The organism is Streptomyces sp. P3 (genome assembly GCF_003032475.1).
GTDB lineage: Bacteria > Actinomycetota > Actinomycetes > Streptomycetales > Streptomycetaceae > Streptomyces.
Genome location: NZ_CP028369.1, coordinates 2,739,094 through 2,756,199 on the forward strand (window position 1 = coordinate 2,739,094; position 17,106 = coordinate 2,756,199).

Annotated in this window: 13 protein-coding genes; 7 read left to right on the top strand and 6 right to left on the bottom strand. The window is 71.5% G+C overall.

The features are described 5' to 3' along the window. Positions 1–18 precede the first annotated feature (18 nt). The 3 genes from C6376_RS12365 to C6376_RS12375 all read left to right on the top strand — a co-directional run bounded on the left by C6376_RS12365 (position 19) and on the right by C6376_RS12375 (position 4,625). Entirely contained in the window at positions 19–2,634 is a 2,616-nt protein-coding gene (locus tag C6376_RS12365; RefSeq protein WP_107443460.1) for a bifunctional FO biosynthesis protein CofGH, read from the top strand. Between the two features lie 78 nt (positions 2,635–2,712). Continuing rightward, complete coding sequence (locus C6376_RS12370) at positions 2,713–3,300, top strand: hypothetical protein (RefSeq protein WP_107443461.1); 588 nt, start codon at positions 2,713–2,715, stop codon at positions 3,298–3,300. Between the two features lie 200 nt (positions 3,301–3,500). After that, positions 3,501–4,625: an ADP-ribosylglycohydrolase family protein gene (locus C6376_RS12375; protein WP_107443462.1), complete on the top strand. Its 1,125-nt coding sequence runs from the start codon at positions 3,501–3,503 to the stop codon at positions 4,623–4,625. A gap of 46 nt (positions 4,626–4,671) precedes the next feature. Here the strand turns inward: C6376_RS12375 and C6376_RS12380 are convergent, their stop codons facing one another. Both C6376_RS12380 and C6376_RS12385 read right to left on the bottom strand, forming a co-directional pair. After that, complete coding sequence (locus C6376_RS12380; RefSeq protein WP_107443463.1) at positions 4,672–6,270, bottom strand: sodium:solute symporter family protein; 1,599 nt, start codon at positions 6,268–6,270, stop codon at positions 4,672–4,674. A gap of 126 nt (positions 6,271–6,396) precedes the next feature. Next, the gene (locus tag C6376_RS12385) at positions 6,397–7,182 is read right to left on the bottom strand and encodes an SDR family oxidoreductase (protein WP_107443464.1); all 786 of its coding nucleotides are present in this window, start codon (positions 7,180–7,182) and stop codon (positions 6,397–6,399) included. A 75-nt stretch (positions 7,183–7,257) separates the two neighbouring features. Between C6376_RS12385 and C6376_RS12390 the strand changes: the two genes are divergently transcribed. Beyond that, positions 7,258–8,109 carry a hypothetical protein gene (locus tag C6376_RS12390; protein WP_107443465.1) on the top strand — a complete coding sequence of 284 codons (852 nt, stop codon included), beginning with the start codon at positions 7,258–7,260 and terminating at the stop codon, positions 8,107–8,109. On the opposite strand, the gene C6376_RS12395 is transcribed toward C6376_RS12390, so the two are convergent. Both C6376_RS12395 and C6376_RS12400 read right to left on the bottom strand, forming a co-directional pair. Further along, positions 8,110–10,056 carry an MFS transporter gene (locus C6376_RS12395; protein WP_107443466.1) on the bottom strand — a complete coding sequence of 649 codons (1,947 nt, stop codon included), beginning with the start codon at positions 10,054–10,056 and terminating at the stop codon, positions 8,110–8,112. Positions 10,057–10,227: 171 nt separating this feature from the next. Continuing rightward, positions 10,228–12,921 carry a D-alanyl-D-alanine carboxypeptidase gene (locus C6376_RS12400; RefSeq protein ID WP_254075920.1) on the bottom strand — a complete coding sequence of 898 codons (2,694 nt, stop codon included), beginning with the start codon at positions 12,919–12,921 and terminating at the stop codon, positions 10,228–10,230. 238 nt (positions 12,922–13,159) lie between these two features. On the opposite strand from C6376_RS12400, the gene C6376_RS12405 reads away from it, so the two are divergent. From C6376_RS12405 to C6376_RS12415, 3 genes are all read left to right on the top strand, one after another. Beyond that, positions 13,160–13,915: a GPP34 family phosphoprotein gene (locus tag C6376_RS12405; protein ID WP_057578912.1), complete on the top strand. Its 756-nt coding sequence runs from the start codon at positions 13,160–13,162 to the stop codon at positions 13,913–13,915. A gap of 239 nt (positions 13,916–14,154) precedes the next feature. After that, positions 14,155–15,012 (top strand): helix-turn-helix transcriptional regulator, encoded by an 858-nt coding sequence (locus C6376_RS12410; RefSeq protein WP_107443468.1) that lies wholly within the window; start codon positions 14,155–14,157, stop codon positions 15,010–15,012. Positions 15,013–15,199: 187 nt separating this feature from the next. After that, the gene (locus tag C6376_RS12415; protein ID WP_107443469.1) at positions 15,200–15,391 is read left to right on the top strand and encodes a DUF397 domain-containing protein; all 192 of its coding nucleotides are present in this window, start codon (positions 15,200–15,202) and stop codon (positions 15,389–15,391) included. 135 nt (positions 15,392–15,526) lie between these two features. On the opposite strand, the gene C6376_RS12420 is transcribed toward C6376_RS12415, so the two are convergent. Both C6376_RS12420 and C6376_RS12425 read right to left on the bottom strand, forming a co-directional pair. After that, positions 15,527–16,030: a glutathione peroxidase gene (locus C6376_RS12420; RefSeq protein ID WP_107443470.1), complete on the bottom strand. Its 504-nt coding sequence runs from the start codon at positions 16,028–16,030 to the stop codon at positions 15,527–15,529. Between the two features lie 27 nt (positions 16,031–16,057). Continuing rightward, positions 16,058–17,041 (bottom strand): helix-turn-helix transcriptional regulator, encoded by a 984-nt coding sequence (locus C6376_RS12425; protein WP_107443471.1) that lies wholly within the window; start codon positions 17,039–17,041, stop codon positions 16,058–16,060. Positions 17,042–17,106 lie beyond the last annotated feature (65 nt).

The window sequence follows — 17,106 nt, forward strand, 5'->3', positions numbered from 1 at the left end:
CGAACGTATCCTCAAAGGATGACGACTCCCGAGAGCTCCGGTACCGGCCCCGGCCCCGTCCCGGGCACGAGCCCCGGCCCCACCGAGAACTCCCTGCGTCGCGCCCTCAAACGCGCCCGGGACGGCGTCGCCCTCGACGTCGGCGAGGCGGCCGTCCTGCTCCAGGCGCGCGGCGAGGCCCTCCAGGACCTCGCCGCGTCGGCCGCCCGGGTGCGGGACGCCGGCCTGGCGGCGGCCGGCCGGCCCGGGGTCATCACGTACTCGAAGAGCGTCTTCATCCCGCTGACCCGGCTGTGCCGGGACAAGTGCCACTACTGCACGTTCGTCACCGTCCCGGGCAAGCTCCGCCGCGCCGGGCACGGCATGTTCATGTCCCCCGACGAGGTGCTCGACATCGCCCGCAAGGGTGCGGCCCTCGGCTGCAAGGAAGCCCTCATCACCCTCGGCGACAAGCCGGAGGAGCGGTGGCCCGAGGCCCGGGAATGGCTCGACGCGCACGGCTACGACGACACCATCGCCTATGTGCGCGCCGTCTCCGTCCGCATCCTCGAGGAGACGGGGCTGCTCCCGCACCTCAACCCGGGCGTGATGTCCTGGACCGACTTCCAGCGGCTCAAGCCCGTCGCACCCTCCATGGGCATGATGCTGGAGACCACCGCCACCCGGCTGTGGTCCGAGCCCGGCGGTCCGCACCACGGCTCACCCGACAAGGAACCGGCGGTCCGCCTGCGCGTGCTGGAGGACGCGGGCCGTTCCTCCGTCCCCTTCACGTCCGGGATCCTGATCGGCATCGGCGAGACGTACGAGGAGCGGGCCGAGTCGCTGTTCGCGCTGCGCAAGGTCTCCCGCGCCTACCACGGCATCCAGGAACTGATCATCCAGAACTTCCGCGCCAAGCCGGACACCGCGATGCGCGGCATGCCGGACGCCGAACTCGACGAGCTGGTCGCGACCGTGGCCGTGGCCCGGCACATCATGGGCCCGTCCGCCTGCCTCCAGGCCCCGCCCAACCTCGTCGACAGCGAGTACGAGCGGCTGATCGGCGCGGGCATCGACGACTGGGGCGGGGTCTCCCCGCTCACCATCGACCACGTCAACCCCGAGCGGCCCTGGCCGCAGATCGAGGAGCTGGCCGCGAAGTCCGCGGCGGCCGGCTTCACCCTGCGCGAACGCCTCTGCGCCTACCCGGAGTTCGTGCGGCGCGGCGAGCCCTGGCTGGACCCGCGGCTGCTCCCGCACGTGCGCGCGCTGGCCGACCCGGAGACCGGGCTCGCCCTGCCGGACGCCGTCGTCGAGGGGCGTCCGTGGCAGGAGCCGGAGGAGGCGTTCGTGGCGTCCGGGCGTACGGATCTGCACGCCTCGATCGACACCGAGGGCCGCACCTCCGACCGGCGCGACGACTTCGACGAGGTGTACGGCGACTGGGGCGCGCTGCGCGAGGCCGCCGCCCCCGGCATGACGCCCGAACGCATCGACACCGATGTGCGCCAGGCGCTGCGCACGGCCGCCGACGACCCCACGAAGCTCACCGACGGCGAGGCGCTCGCCCTGCTGCACGCGGACGGCCCGGCCCTGGACGCCGTCTGCCGCATAGCGGACGACGTCCGCCGCTCGGCGGTCGGCGACGACGTCACCTACATCGTCACGCGGAACATCAACTTCACCAACGTCTGCTACACCGGCTGCCGTTTCTGCGCCTTCGCACAGCGCCGCACCGACGCCGACGCGTACACGCTCTCCCTCGACCAGGTCGCCGACCGCGCCGAGCAGGCCTGGGAGCTGGGCGCGGTGGAGGTCTGCATGCAGGGCGGCATCCACCCGGATCTGCCCGGCACGGCGTACTTCGACATCGCGAAGGCGGTCAAGGCCCGTGTCCCCGGCATGCATGTGCACGCCTTCTCGCCGATGGAGGTGGTCAACGGCGCGACCCGCACCGGTCTGTCGGTACGCGAGTGGCTGACGGCGGCGAAGGAGGCGGGCCTCGACTCGATCCCCGGAACGGCGGCGGAGATCCTCGACGACGAGGTCCGCTGGATCCTGACCAAGGGCAAGCTGCCGGCGGCGACCTGGATCGAGGTCGTCACGACCGCCCACGAACTCGGCATCCGGTCGTCCTCGACGATGATGTACGGCCATGTCGACCAGCCCCGGCACTGGCTCGGGCACCTGCGCACCCTGGCCGGGATCCAGCAACGCACCGGCGGGTTCACGGAGTTCGTCACCCTGCCGTTCATCCACACCAACGCGCCGGTGTACCTGGCGGGCATCTCCCGTCCGGGCCCGACCGTGCGGGACAACCGGGCGGTCACGGCGATGGCCCGGCTGCTGCTGCACCCGCACATCCCCAACATCCAGACCAGCTGGGTGAAGCTGGGTACGGACGGCGCGGCGGAGATGCTGCGCTCGGGGGCGAACGACCTGGGCGGCACGCTGATGGAGGAGACGATCTCGCGGATGGCGGGCTCGTCCTACGGCTCGTACAAGTCCGTCAAGGACCTGATCGCCGTGGCCGAGGAGGCGGGCCGTCCGGCGAAGCCGCGCACGACGCTGTACGGCGAGGTGCCCGAGGAGCGGCAGCGGGCCGCCGCGGCGTCGGACGGGCACCTGCCGGAACTGCTGCCCGTGCTCGACTGAGGGACGGTCCTACAGGATCCCCACAGTACGATGATCGGAACCCCTCGTGGTCGGGGGGTCCCGTAGCTGAGGAGATGCGTGCCCGTGCCTGCCCGACGGCTTCCCTCCTGGGCCTGGGTCACCGGCCTGACCGCCGGTGCGATCGCCGCGGTCGTCGTGCTGACGGCACAGGCCGAGAACGGTCCGCACCCGAAGGCGTCGGCGGCGAAGAAGCCGCACGCCTCGGCGTCCGCGAACGTGAGTCCGCCGGCCTCGCCGAAGCCGTCCGCCTCGTCGCAGGCGGCCGGGGCACCCGCGAAGTCGGGCACGGGCCGCAGGGTCGTCTACTCCCTGGGGCAGCACCGCGTCTGGCTGGTCGACGCCGACGACACGGCCCGGCGCAGTTTCACGGTCTGGCCCGGCACGGTGAATCCGGTCGTCGGCAGCTACACGGTGTCGCTCCGCAAGGACGCCCTCAAGGGATCCGACGGCGTGCAGATCGAGCACGTCATGTACTTCACCGTCGCCTCGGGCGTCAACATCGCCTTCTCCAACGCCGTCGACGGCTCCTCACCGCCCCCGGCCGCCGCCGGTGCGCAGACCGGCGGCATCCGGATGGCCAAGGCGGACGGGACGGCGCTGTGGGCGTTCGGCGAGACGGGGACGAAGGTCAGGGTCGTCGAGTAGGACGGGTCCAGCAGCCCGCGCTCACCCTCGGGAGCCGTCCCGCCCGGACGCGGTCGTGCACAGTCGGTCGCCGGCGCTCCACAACCTCACCGGGTCTCCGTCACCCCTCCACCCGTCGGCCGTCGCACCGGCCGGGAACCCGGCGGTGTTCGATTACAGTGACGGACGTCGTACGTACGGACGGTGGCCGGGAGGACTAGGTGGGTGCGACTGCCGGGCCCGTCTGGGGCCGCGCCGAACAGCAGGACTTCCGCAGCAGGGTGCGCGGCACGCTGCTGGGCGCGGCCGTCGGCGACGCGCTCGGCGCGCCCGTCGACGGGCTGGGTCTCGAGGAGATCCGGCAGGGACACGGGCCCGAGGGCGTGGTCGACCTGATGTCCGCCTACGGGCGGCGCGGCGCGGTCACCCACCTCACCCAGCTGACCCTGTTCACGGTGGACGGTCTGATCCGCGCCCATGTACGGCGGGACACCGGCGCCTGGCACCCGCCGACGGATCTGCACCGGGCGTATCTGCGCTGGGCGGCCACCCAGCGCGACTGGGGGCCCGACCTGCGGCGCAAGGACGACGGCTGGCTCGCCCGCGAGGAGTGGCTGTACGCCCGCCGTGATCCGACCCGCACCCTGCTGCTCGGGCTGGGCGACGACGTGATGGGCACCCTCGAATCGCCCAAGAGCCCCGGCGCGGCCGGTCCGGAGGTCGTGCCGCGCTCGGTGCCGTTCGGACTGCTCGTCGGCTGGGAGCCGCAGCTCGTCGCGCAGCTCGCCGTCGAGTGCGCGGCCCAGACGCACGGCCACCCCGCGGCGTATCTCGCGGCGGGCGCGTACGCCGTCACCGTGCACGCGCTGGCGCGCGGCGAGAGCCTGGACGGCGCGGCGCAGCGGGCGCTCGCGCTGCTGGCGGCGAGGCCGGGGCACGAGCCGGTGTCGGAGGCGCTGCGACGCGCGCTGGAGGCCGTGCGGCAGGGGCCGCCGGGTCCGGCGCGGGTGGAGGAGCTGGCGGGGGCGGGGACCGCGGCGGCGGTGCTGTCCGGCGCGGTCTACTGCGCGCTGGCCGCCGAGGACGTCCGGCACGGGCTGCGGCTCGCCGTGAACCACGGCGCCCCCTCGGGCCCGACCGCGGCGCTCGCCGGCGGTCTGCTCGGCGCCCTGCACGGCGAGACGGCCCTCCCGCCGGCCTGGCTGGCCGAGCTGGAGGGCCGTCCCACGATCCTGGAACTCGCCGACGACTTCGCCATGGAGATGACCCAGGGTCCCGCCCTGCACGGCCCCTCGGGGGCTTCACCGGGATGGCTGACCAGGTATCCGAGGGACGGGCAGGGTTGAGGGCGGGGCCGGCTCGTGGTGCGGGCCGGCTCGTGGTACGGGTTCCTCAGACGCCCCCGGAGGGTGCGCCCCCGGACGGGCTGATGAGTTTCCCTTCCACCGTGTCCCGCGGCTCCGGCAGCGCCGCCGCACCCCCCGAGTCCCCGTCCCCGTCCGTGTTGATGGTCTCGATGATCGCGAGGCGCTCCGGGGTGTCCTCGGGCTTGACGAACCCGATGACGATGTAGAGGACCAGCGACACGGCCAGCGGGATCGACACCTGGTACTGGAGCGGCACGCCGCCGTCGACGTTCGAGTCGATCGGGTAGTTGACCAGCCAGAAGGCCAGCAGACCCATCGACCAGCTGCCCAGCGCCGCGGTGGGACCGGAGCGGCGGAAGGGGCGCAGCAGACCCAGCATCATCGGGATCGCCATCGGGCCCATCAGGCCGGCGACCCACTTGATGACGACGGTGATGATGTCCTTGAAGGCGGGGGAGTTGACCTGGGTGGCCGCCGCCATGGACAGACCGAGGAACACGACGGTCGTCACACGCGCCGCGATCAGCCCCGAACGCTGGTTCCACTCCCGTGCCCTGGCCCAGATGACGGGGGCGCAGTCCCGGGTGAAGACCGCGGCGATGGCGTTGGCGTCGGAGGAGCACATCGCCATCGTGTGGGAGAAGAAGCCGACGATGACGAGTCCCAGCAGGCCGTGCGGCAGCAGTTGCTCGGTCATCAGGGCGTAGGAGTCGGAGCCGTCCGGCTTGTTCGACGTCACCAGCAGCGGGGACATCCACATCGGGAAGAACAGCACCAGCGGCCAGACCAGCCACAGCGCGGCCGACAGCCGTGCGGAGCGCTCGGCCTCCTTCGGGCCGGAGGTGGCCATGTACCGCTGGGCCTGGTTCAGCATGCCGCCGTTGTACTCGAAGAGCTTGATGAAGAGGAACGCGAGCAGGAACACCGTGCCGTACTGGGCGACCAGCGGCTTGTCGTGGCCCTGGAGCGCCGGCTGGTCCCAGGCGTCGAGGAACCCGATGCCCTTGTCGTTCAGCTTCAGCACGACGGCGACGAACATCGCGATGCCGGCCAGCAACTGGATGACGAACTGGCCGAGTTCGGTCAACGCGTCCGCCCACAGGCCGCCGATGGTGCAGTAGACGGCGGTGATCGCGCCCGTGATGAGGATGCCCTGGTTGAGGGAGATCCCGGTGAAGACCGACAACAGGGTGGCGATGGCAGCCCACTTGGCGCCCACGTCCACGATCTTCAGCAGCATCCCGGACCAGGCGAGCGCCTGCTGGGTCTTCAGGTCGTAGCGGTTCTTCAGGTACTCCAGCGGGGAAGCCACATGGAGCCGCGACCGCAGCCGGTTGATGCGCGGCGCGAACAGCTTCGAGCCGATCGCGATGCCCAGTGCGATGGGGAAGGACCAGGTGACGAAGGAGGTGACGCCGTAGGTGTAGGCGATGCCCGCGTACCCGGTGAACATCACCGCGCTGTAGCCCGACATGTGGTGCGAGATGCCGGACAGCCACCAGGGCATCCTGCCGCCGGCGGTGAAGAAGTCGCTCACGTCGTCGACGCGTTTGTGCGACCAGACGCCGATCGCGACCATCACGCCGAAATAGCCGATGAGCACGGCCCAGTCGAGACCGTTCATGTGCGCCCTCCCAGGGATCAGCCCGGCGCTCATCGTGGGCGCTGGCGCGTGGACACGACAAGTAACCGTGTGGTCAAAGGGAGGTAAAAGAATTCGGTATGTTGTCTTGCGTTCATCCATGTGAACTCAGCGCATCAGCTCCCCGGCGTTGACCAGCAACGACTGTCCGGTGATGGCCCGCGCCCGGTCCGACGCCAGGAACACCGCCGCATCCGCCACGTCCCCGTCGGTGGCGAGCTCCGGCAACGCCATCCGTCCCGTGAGCCTCCCCAGCACCTCCTCCTCGGGAACCCCCTCGGTCTGCGCGGTGAACTGCACGTACGCCTGCACCGGCGGCCCCCACATCCACCCCGGCAGTACCGTGTTGACCCGGATCCGGTGCGGCCCGAGCTCCCGCGCCAGCGAGTACATCGCGCTCGTCAGCGCCCCCTTCGAGGCCGCGTACGCCGCCTGCCGCACCTGCGAGGGCGCCGCCACGGCCGACTGCGTCCCGATGAACACGACCGACCCGCCCCGCTCCTTCAGCGCGGGCAGACAGGCCCGCGTCATCCGCAGCGTGCCCAGCAGGTTGACGTCCAGCACCGACTGCCACGTCGCGAAGTCGGCGTCCTCGACCCCGCCGAAGTACGAGTCCCAGGCCGCCACGTTCACCACCGCGTCGATCCCCCCGAACCGTTCCCGCGCCAGACCGGCCAGCGCCTCGCAGCTTCGCTCGTCGGTGATGTCGGCGACCCGGTACGCGGTGCGCGCCCCGGCCGGATCGATCTCGGCCGCGCTCTTCGCGAGGTTCGCCTCGGTCCGCGCACCGAGCACGGCGTTCCCGCCGTCCCGCACGACCGCGGCGGCCACCTGGTGACCGAGCCCGGCGCCGACCCCCGACACGACGACGGTCCTGCCCTGGAGCGATGACATGGGGCCTCCCTGCCTCTGGCGCTCTATCTGACGGAGCGTCAGAGTATGGGCCAGTCACCGAGGATGGGGAAGAGCATGAGCGAGGAGACGCACGACGACACGCACAGCGACACGTACGCCGAACTGGCCGCCGTCGGCCCCTACGGGGTACGCCCGGGCCACGCCCTGATCACCATGGTCGAACCGCACCCGGGCCACGAGTACGCCTACAACCGCTGGTACGAGGACGACCACTACTACGCCGGCGCGATGGCCATGCCCTGGATGTACGCGGGCCGCAGATGGGTGGCGACCCGCGACCTGCAACTGCTCCGCTACCCCGAGAAGTCGGCGGTCGCCCAGCCCGTCACCGCCGGCTGCTACCTCTCCACCTACTGGATCACCGACGGACGCCACGGCGACCACATGAAGTGGACCGTCGCCATCAACAAACGCCTCAACCGGGACGCCCGCGTCTACCACGACCGCACCCACGTGTTCACCGCGTTCCAGGACCACGCGACGACGGTCTACCGGGACGGCGCGGCGGGCCCGAGGGACTACCACGCCCTCGACCACCCCTACGCGGGCCTCGTCGTGGAGGTGATCGACGCCGACTCCGCGCAGCAGCGCGCCGAACTCCTGCGCTGGCTGGGCGCCCGCCACCTCCCCCGGCGGCTGGCCGGCTCCCCGGCCGCCATGGTCACCGTCTTCCGCCCCACCCCGCTCCCCGGCGACCGCATGACCTACGTCAAGCAGGTCGAGGGCGTCGACACCCGGCTGACCCTCCTGTGGTTCCTGGAGGCGGCCCCCGGCGACTGCTGGGACCCCTTCTTCACCGGCCTGGAGGAGGCGGTGGCGGAGTCCGGCCTCGGGCGCGTGGAGCTGGTCGCGCCGTTCATCCCGACGGTGCCGGGCACCGACCGGTACGTGGACCGGCTGCGGTGATCACTGCTGGTCCTTCAGCTCGTCCGGGCACGGCGTCCCCCGGGGCAGCTGGTAGGGCGCGGCCAGCCGGTAGGTGCCCGCCCTCGGCGCGAGCAGCACCGTCCACTTGTCGCCGTCCGCGTCCTCCGCCGTCTCGAACAGGCACCCGTTGACGTTGTCGAACGTCTTCGGCTCGCCGTCGGACCGGTCCTTGGACTCCTGCGTCTCCTGCGGCGGCTTCAGGCTCTTGCCCTGCGCGTCCACCACGCTCAGCCACGGCGAGTACGGGATCCGGATCAGGATCCGCCCCGCCCTCTTCACGTCGATCGTCATCTCGCCCTGCTCGGCCCGCTGCACCACCGCGTTCGGCTCGGCGAGCGGGGCGGGATCGACGACCCGGAACAGCTGCCAGTTGGCGTCGCCCCAGATCTGCTCCAGATACGGCAGCCCCCGCTGCACCAGCTGCCGCTCCCGCTCACCGCCGTCCCCGTCCAGCGCCTCCTTGGGGACCACGACGAAGTGCACCGCCCACCGCTGCAGCCAGTCGTGGTAGTTCGCGGAGTTGAGGGTGTCGTCGTAGAAGAGCGGGTTGCGCTCCATGTCGGCCTGGCGGTTCCAGCCGCGGGCGAGGTTGACGTACGGCGCGAGCGCGGACGCCTCGCGGTGCGAGCGGGCCGGGACGACCTCCACCCGGCCCTTCTCCGCGCCGACCCCCTGCAGTTCGTTGACGAGCGGCGCCAGCTCGCGTGCCCAGGAGGCCGCCGGGGTCGTCCGCACGACGTCGTCGACCGACTTGAAGCCGATCCAGCCCACGAACGTCAGCGACGACAGGACGATCACGTACCACTTGCGGCTGCGCGGTACGGCGAACGGCAGCGCCGCCATCAGCACCACGCCCGTGAACATCATCGCGAGCCGCGTGATGTTGGACCCGATCTGCGAGCTGATCAGCCACACCATCAGCACCCCGAGCCCGTACACCGCCGCCGTGATCCGCACCGTCCTCCAGTCGCGCGGGACGACGGCGAAGACGACCAGCGCCGACAGCAGCGGCAGCGACGCCGAGCCGATGGACATCGGCTGGGTGCCGGAGAACGGGAACAGCCAGGCCGAGAGGGCGACGACCACCGTCGGGGCCAGTCCGAGCGCCCACGCGCCCGGCCGCCGCTTCTGCAGGAACATCGCGACGGCGACTATGCCGACGAAGAGCCCGGCCACCGGCGAACCCATGGTGGCGAGCGCGGCGAGCGGCGCGGCGCACAGCGCCTTCGCCCACCGTTTGTAGCGCCAGCGGTGCGGCCAGCAGAACACGACGGCGACCGCGCCCAGCGCGAACATGTTGCCGAGGCCGAACGTCACCCGGCCGGAGGCGGCGTTGCACAGCAGGGCGAAGATCCCCGCGAGCGCGGGCCACACCGGGTTCTTCACCGGCCGGCAGCGCAGCAGGATCAGGGTGAGCAGCCCGGCCGAGATCGTCCCGGCGATCATCATCGTCGTCCGGACACCGAGCAGGGACATCAGGTACGGCGACACCATGCTGTACGACACCGGGTGCATGCCGCCGTACCAGGCGAGGTTGTACGCGGAGTCGGGATGCCGGCCCACGAACTCGGCCCAGGCGTCCTGCGCGGCGAGGTCGCCGCCACTGTTCGCGAACGTGAAGAACCAGACGAGGTGCAGGACGCCGGACAGTGCCGTCATGGAGAGCACGAGATGGCGGCCGAGAGGCCCGCCGAGACGCGTGCCGACCCGGTCGAGGGCGCCGCGCACCCGGGACGTCCCGCGCGCGGACTCCGTACGGCTCTGCGGAGCGCTGTCCGGGACCCGGTCCTGCCCGAGGTCTACCATCGCGCCGTCCGCCGGGTCACGGTCGTGCTCGCCCGACTGGGGTGCGGGCACCCTGGTGCGCGAGCCGGCGTCCCGGTCCGGACCGGCGTCGTCGGCGCGTGTCGGCTCCGCAGTGGCCACCTGAAGGCACTCCCCGTGTCCCGTCTTCTTTTCTCGGCCGCGTACCGTTCGCGTCCGCTTCACGGCTACGCCCTTGCGACCGGCGGCCTGTCCCGTTTCGCGACGCTAGCACGCACCCCGCCGGGCGGCTGCCCGACGGGGTGCGGAAGGCGTGCGGACGGGCGTCGCGGGTCAGCCGACGCGGGTCAGCTTGTCCGAGAAGCCCGGCTCGGCCAGGTCCGTCTGCAGGGCGACCGGCACCTTCACCGCGCTGCTGGAGCCGTCGCCGACGGTGAGCGTGCCCACCGGGGTGCCGGCCTTGGCCGTGTGCGGCACCTCGCCGGCGGTGAACGACAGCTTCACCGTCATGCCCGCCCAGCCGGCCGTCGAGACGTCCTCGGTGATGACGACGGGCGTGTGGCCGCCGAGCCTGTCGTCCACGTACCCGACGACGTCGCCCTTCTTCAGGATCTTCGCCGAGGTGAGCGCGTCCTCGGCGGCGAGCAGCGCCGTCTTGCTGACCGCGTTGACCGTGGCGAGGATCTTCTGCTTGTGCTGGCCGAGGATCGCGCCGACCAGGATCACCGACTTCCCGTCGACCTTCTTGCGGGAGGCGAAGAGCAGGTTGCCGCCGGCCGCGGTGGTACTGCCGGTCTTGATGCCGATCGCGCCGATCTTGAACGGCAGCTCGTTGTAGTTGTTCCAGTACTTGCCGGTCGGGTCGGTCCAGCTCGCCGCGCTGGAGATGGCGACCAGGGCGGGCATCTTCACGAACGCCCGGCCGAGCTTCACCTGGTCCTCGGCCGTGGAGACGGTGGTCTCCTTCAGGCCCGAGGGGTCGGTGTACGTCGTGTTCGTCATCCCCAGTTCCCTGGCGGTGGCGTTCATCTTCTTCACGAACGCCGCCTCCGAGCCCGCGTCCCAGCGCGCGAGCAGCCGCGCGATGTTGTTGGCGGAGGGGATGATGACGGCCGACAGGGCCTGCTTCTCGGTGAGCCTGTCGCCGGCTTTGACGGTGTTGAGCGTCGACTCGTCGCCGGTGACGTCGTAGCCGCCCTCCTTCTCCGCCGTCGCGTCGACCTCGATCTGCGGGCCTTCCTCCCCGGCCTTCATCGGGTGGTCCTTGGCGATGATGTACGCGGTCATGGTCTTGGCGACGGAACCGATGGCCACGGGAGTCTGCTTGCCGAAACTGCCCATCGTGCCGACTCCGTCGGCGTCCATCCAGCCCTGTCCCTCGTTCGGCCAGGGCAACTGCGTCCGGCCGCCCTCGAAGGTGTACGAGCTCTTCGCGGTCAGCGTGAGCGCGGTCGCCGGCAGCGGCCGCATGGCCTGCACGATCGCAAACACGAGGACCAGCAGGAGGACCAGCGGCGTCCAGATCTTGAGCCGCCGTCCGAGGGTGCGCAGCGGGGTCGGCGGGGGCGGCGGGGTGTTCGTCAGCTCGGCCAGCAGGTCCAGCGGCGGCTTCGGCGGCAGCGGCTGCTGCGTGGTCCGCTCGGGGCCGACCTGCGGGACGAACGCGGTGACGTCGGCGGGCGTCTGGGCGGCGGGCTTCGGCGGGCGGGGCTCGTCGAGCGGCTTGAGCGCGACGAACTTGCTCGTCCGCTCGGCCGGCGCCGTGGGCTTCTCGTCGGCGGTGCCGGTCTTCCCGGCGGTGTCGGCCGGGGCGGCGGTGTCGGTCGCGTCGGCCTTCTCCCCGCCCGGGCGGGGCTTGACGTCGCCGAGCTTCAGCATGGTGGTCGGCTGGTCGACGGCGGGCTTGGGCCGGGGGGTCTTGAAGACGGCGGTGGGCTGGTCGACGGGGGAGCGGTCGGCCCTGGCGTCCTCGGGCCCGGCGTCGGGCTTCCCCGCCTTCTCGGGCTCGCCGGCGTCCGACGCCCACTTCGGCGCGCGCTTGGCGGCCGGTCCCGCCCCGGCCTCGTCCTCCACCACGGCGGACGAGGCGGACGCGGCCGACTCGTCCGCGTTCTCGGGCCGCGCGTCCTCGGGCTCGTCGGTGACGTCGGTGTCCGGTCGCTCGTCGGTGTCCTCGGGCCGCCTGTCCTCGGGCTCGTCGGTGACGTCGGTGCCCGGTCGCTCGTCGGACTTCGCGGCGGCGCTCTCCACACGCACGTCGTCGTCGGAGGCGGCATCCGCGTCGTCGTCCGGGGCATCGTCCGAGACGGCATCCGCGTCGTCGTCCGAGACGGCATCCGAGACGGCATCCGAGGTCGCGCCCGCGGGTTCGTCCACGGGTTCGTCCGCTTCCCCGTCGGCCGAGTCGGCCGTGAGGGCCGTGGGGGCGCCCTCGGGGCTCTTGCCGTCCGCCGTGGCGACCCACTGGGCGACAGCCGCCCGCAGACGGTCCTCGCCGCCCTCGGGAGCCTCGCCGGGAGCCCCGGCGGCGTCCTCGGTCCCGTCGTCGCCCTCAGGGGCGTCCCTGGTGCCGTCGGCGCTCTCCCCGGCCGCTGCGGCCGTCCCGGCACCCTTCGTGTCACCGGAGTCGCCCGAGGCGTTCTCGGCGGCCTCAGGCTCCGCTTCCGGCTCCGTCTCCGCTTCCGGCTCCGCGGACCCGTTCCCGCCGCCCTCGGAAGCGTCGGTCCCGGAGGCGTCGGAGGCATCGGAGGCTTCGGCGTCGGTCTCCGCGGCTTCGGCCTTCGCGGACCCGGGCTCCTCGGGCTCCTCGGCCTCCTCGGTCTTCAGATCCCGTACCGAGAACACCCGCGTCGCCGTGTCCACGCCGCCGCCGCGGGCCGGCGAGGGCTCGCTGTCCCGCGCCACCGCGACCCGCGGATCGCGGATCTCGCGAGATTCCCGTGCCTCGGGAACCGTGTCCGCGCTCCCCGACGTCGGTTCTGCCGACGACTCGCGCTGCTTCGACCTGTCGGGGGACTCGCCCGCCACCGATGCCTCCTCGTGTGCCCGCACGCCGTCAGCGCGCCTGCCGAACCGTGAACAGCCCGCCCCGGACCCGCCTCGCGGCGTTGCCCGAACCATGTACCAGTGTCCTGTGTAGAGCGCTTGGCTCCTGCGGTAGACGAGAACGACATACCTACTGGTTCCACTACAAACAGGTCACGCACCCTCGACAGATGAATGTGAGAGGGGTCACCCTGTCATTCATCCACGCGGGGAGGCATGGATGGGCAGGAGCCGCAGAACGATTCCGGAAGAGCTTCTTCTGCTGGCGTTGGACCCGACCACGGGTACCACCGCACAGCCGCAGTCGCTCGACCTTGGTCTGGCCGGAGCGCAGCTAGTGGAGCTGGCGCTGGCCGGGCGGATAGCCCCTGACGGGGATCGTATCGCCGTGGTGTCCCCACGGCCGACTGGAGACCCAACGCTGGACTGCGCGTTGGAGTTGCTGCGAAGGCGTGGCGCTCCCGTACGGGCTGTCCACTGGATCGGCGGGCCGCGTCTCGGGCTACGCCAGATCTACCTCTCGCATCTGGAGCGGTGCGGCATGGTGCATGCCGTGGCGGGTCAGATGTGCGGAGTACTGCCGACGACTCGCTACCAGGCGACGGACACCGACATCAGCCGGGAGATCAAGGCCCGGCTGGACTCCGCGATCCGCACCGGCGTGCCGCCGGACCCGCGGACCGCGGCGCTCGCCGCACTGGCGCACGCGGTCGGCCTCGGCAAGCACCTGTATCCGGGCAACGAGGGACGCTCGTCCCGTTCCCGGTTGCGGGACCTGATCAGGCACGACCCCATGGGCGGCCTCGTGGCGCACGCCGTGATGGACGTCCAGAACGGCGCGGCGGCACAGCCGCGCCGCAACCAGGCGCCCCCCGGCCGGCAGGCCGGACCGGGAGCCAGGCCCGCTCCGGAACCCGCCCGTGGCGTTCCGGCGCAGCCGCACCGCAACCCCATGGCGCGTGTGGTGGCCCTCTGAGCCGTCAGACCTGAGACCTGTTCGGGAGCCGACGCGGCCCGCGCGGGGCGGTGCATCTGCCGCCCCGCGCGGACGTGTGTCGGGAGACGGCGGCAATCCTTCGGGGCCCGGTCCGAACCGGCGCGCAGCGGCCGCATATCCACCGTTTTCCAGCGGTGGAAAGCGCCTTGGTGGCAGTCTGCTGAACAGCAGATACGCAAAGTGTTTGAGACAGACACGCAGCCGGAGGTGCACGTCCCGTGGCGTCCAATGTCAATCCCACCGTCAGACGACGCCGGTTGGGCCAGGAGCTGCGCCGGCTCCGTGAGCTCAAGGGCATGACGGCCGAAGAGGTCGCCGAGCGCCTGCTGGTGTCCCAGTCCAAGATCAGCCGGCTGGAGAACGGCCGTCGCAGCATCAGCCAGCGCGACGTCCGCGACCTGTGCGGGGTGTACGAGGTCGAGGACCAGCGGATGGTCGACTCGCTGATGGAGATGGCCAAGGACTCCCGCCAGCAGGGCTGGTGGCATGCCTTCGGCGACGTCCCGTACAGCGTCTACATCGGTCTGGAGACGGACGCGGCGAGCCTGCGCGTCTACGACCCCCAGGTGGTGCCCGGGCTGCTGCAGACCCGTCAGTACGCGGAGGCGCTGATCTCGGGCGCGCTGCCGGAGACCGCGCAGACGGAGATCGACAAGCGGGTGCAGGTGCGCATGCGCCGGCAGGAACGGGTCTCGTCGGGCGAGAACCCGCTGCGGCTGTGGAGCGTCATGGACGAGTCGGCGCTCCGGCGGGTCGTCGGCGGCCGCGAGTTGATGCGGGACCAGTTGGAACACCTCGTCGAGCAGTCCCAGTTGCCGCATGTCACGGTCCAGGTGATCCCGTTCGAGATGGGTGCGCATCCGGGCCTCAACGGCCAGTACGCCATCCTCGAGTTCCCCGACACGGCCGACTCCAGCGTCGTCTACATCGAGGGCGTCACCAGCGACCTCTATCTGGAGAAGCCGAACGACGTGCAGAAGTACAGCGTGATGTACGAGCACCTGCGCGCCCAGGCTCTGAACGTGGAGCAGTCCCGCCAGTTCATCGCCGACATCGCCAAGGGGTATGTGCGGTGAGGTCCAGCGGGAAGTGGCGCATGATACGCGTTAACCCCACCGGTATGGAAGTTTCCACTGGAATATGTCATCCGGTCGAGTGAATAGTCGCTTCGTCAGTCGATGTTGGCGAGTAGCGTCGATCACGCCATCAAGCAACAAGGTTGGCGTGAAGACAGCAACTCAACAACTGCACTCCGGAGCAAAAATGGCAATTCGTCAGGGCAACGCGCACACGTGGACCAAGTCCTCCTACTCCACGGGCAACGGTGCGTGCGTCGAGGTCAAGTCGCCCGCCGTACAGGCCCTGTTCGTCCGCGACTCCAAGGTCCAGGACGGCCCGACCCTGGTCTTCCCCGCCGACGCGTGGAGCGACTTCGTGGCGTCGGTCAAGGCGTAGGGCGGAGGACTTCCTGACCCTCAGCCGGATACCGAACACAACTGCAGAAGAACCACCCACGGGCCCTCTCGTCCAGATCGCCGTCCTAGCCGAGGGGGCCCGTCGCATGCCCGGGCGGCCCGGCCGCCCGCCCGCTCAGCCCAGGCGGCTCTCGATCTCCGCGACCACCTCGGGGGCCTCCGGCTCGGTCTGCGGGGAGAACCGGGCTACCACGGAGCCGTCCCGGCCGATCAGGAACTTCTCGAAGTTCCAGCGGACGTCACCGGTGTGGCCCTCGCCGTCCGCGAACCCGACGAGCCGCTCGTACAGCGGGTGCCGGCTGTCGCCGTTGACCTCGACCTTCTCGGTCAGCGGGAAGCTCACGCCGTAGGTTGCCGAGCAGAACTCCGCGATCTCCTCGGCGCTGCCGGGCTCCTGCCCCAGGAACTGGTTGCAGGGCACGCCGAGGACGGTGAAGCCCTGCCCGGCGTACCGCTCCTGGAGCCGCTCCAGGCCGCTGTACTGCGGAGTCAGGCCGCACTTGGAGGCCACGTTCACCACCAGCACGACCTGGCCCGTGTACTGCGAGAGCTCCGCGGAGCCGCCCTTGAGGGCGTCGATCTGGACGTCGAGGGGAGAGGTACCGGCATCAGTAGTCATGCTCCGGATGCTAGGGCGTGGAGAGGTTCACCGGCCGACCCGCCCCCCGGCGGCCTTGGCCAGGGCGTCTCCCGCCGCCGTCCGCGAGTACAGCACCGACCGCCCCGCGCGCCGCCGCTGCACCAGGCCCGCGTCCAGCAGCACCCGCAGATGGCGGCCCACGGAGCCGAGGCCCTGGCCGGTCAGGGCGACCAGCTGGGTGGTGCTCAGCGGGCCTGCGAGCAGCACCAGCACCGCGGCGCGGGCCGGGCCCAGCAGCGCGCCGAGCGCGGCCGGCGCGGCACGGGAGCGGTCGCGGCGGTCCTCGGCGAGCACGCCGGTGCACGGGTAGACGACGGCGTACCGCTCCCGCTCCTCCCACGACACCCAGCCGGCCTTCGGCGTGACCGGCACGAACAGCAGCTCGGCCCCGGAGATCTCGCGGGGCGGATACTCGTGCAGGTTCACCTGGAAGCGGCTCTCGCCGAGCCAGCGCGTCCCCGGCCGCAACGAGTCCAGCACGGCCGCCCAGCCGCCTCGGCTGACCTGCGCCGTCCGCGCGCCCACGTCGGCCTCCAGGACGCGCCGGCGGCGCTCCCAGTCCGGCCGTACGGCCGTCTCCCACACGTGTTCCAGCAGCGCGGCCGCCCGCTCGGGCAGGTCGTCCCGGTCCAGGGCGGCGGGCAGCGGCCCGGCCAGTGACATCCGCAGATGGGCCCGGGCGTCCGCCGGGTCCGCCGACCGCACCCGCGCGACGCCCTCCTCGAAGCTCTCGCCGTCCCTCGGCGTGGGCGTGAGGAAATCGGCGATCCATTTCCGCCCGAACCCCGCCCGCACCAGCAGCGCCGTCACCGGGTCGGCGGCCAGCGCGGCCCGGTAGCCGGGGAGGTGGGCGTGCAGCCACTCCCGCTCGCCGGGATGGTGCCCGACGCCCGCGTGCAGCAGCTTCAGACTCGCGAAGGTCTCGGAGAGCGACGAGATCACGAACCGACTGCCCGCCAGGGTGTCCGCGTTCACCTGCCACCAGCCCACGCCGCCCCTCCGTCCTTCCGCCGTCAAGCCGTCCCGCCGGCAAGACGTCCAGCCGTCAAGTCGTC

Coding starts and splice junctions, on each gene's coding strand:
- C6376_RS12365 (WP_107443460.1), top strand. CDS start 19: ATGACGACTCCCGAGAGCTCCGGTACCGGCCCCGGCCCCGTCCCGGGC.
- C6376_RS12380 (WP_107443463.1), bottom strand. CDS start 6,270: ATGAACGGTCTCGACTGGGCCGTGCTCATCGGCTATTTCGGCGTGATG.
- C6376_RS12385 (WP_107443464.1), bottom strand. CDS start 7,182: ATGTCATCGCTCCAGGGCAGGACCGTCGTCGTGTCGGGGGTCGGCGCC.
- C6376_RS12390 (WP_107443465.1), top strand. CDS start 7,258: ATGAGCGAGGAGACGCACGACGACACGCACAGCGACACGTACGCCGAA.
- C6376_RS12405 (WP_057578912.1), top strand. CDS start 13,160: ATGGGCAGGAGCCGCAGAACGATTCCGGAAGAGCTTCTTCTGCTGGCG.
- C6376_RS12415 (WP_107443469.1), top strand. CDS start 15,200: ATGGCAATTCGTCAGGGCAACGCGCACACGTGGACCAAGTCCTCCTAC.
- C6376_RS12420 (WP_107443470.1), bottom strand. CDS start 16,030: ATGACTACTGATGCCGGTACCTCTCCCCTCGACGTCCAGATCGACGCC.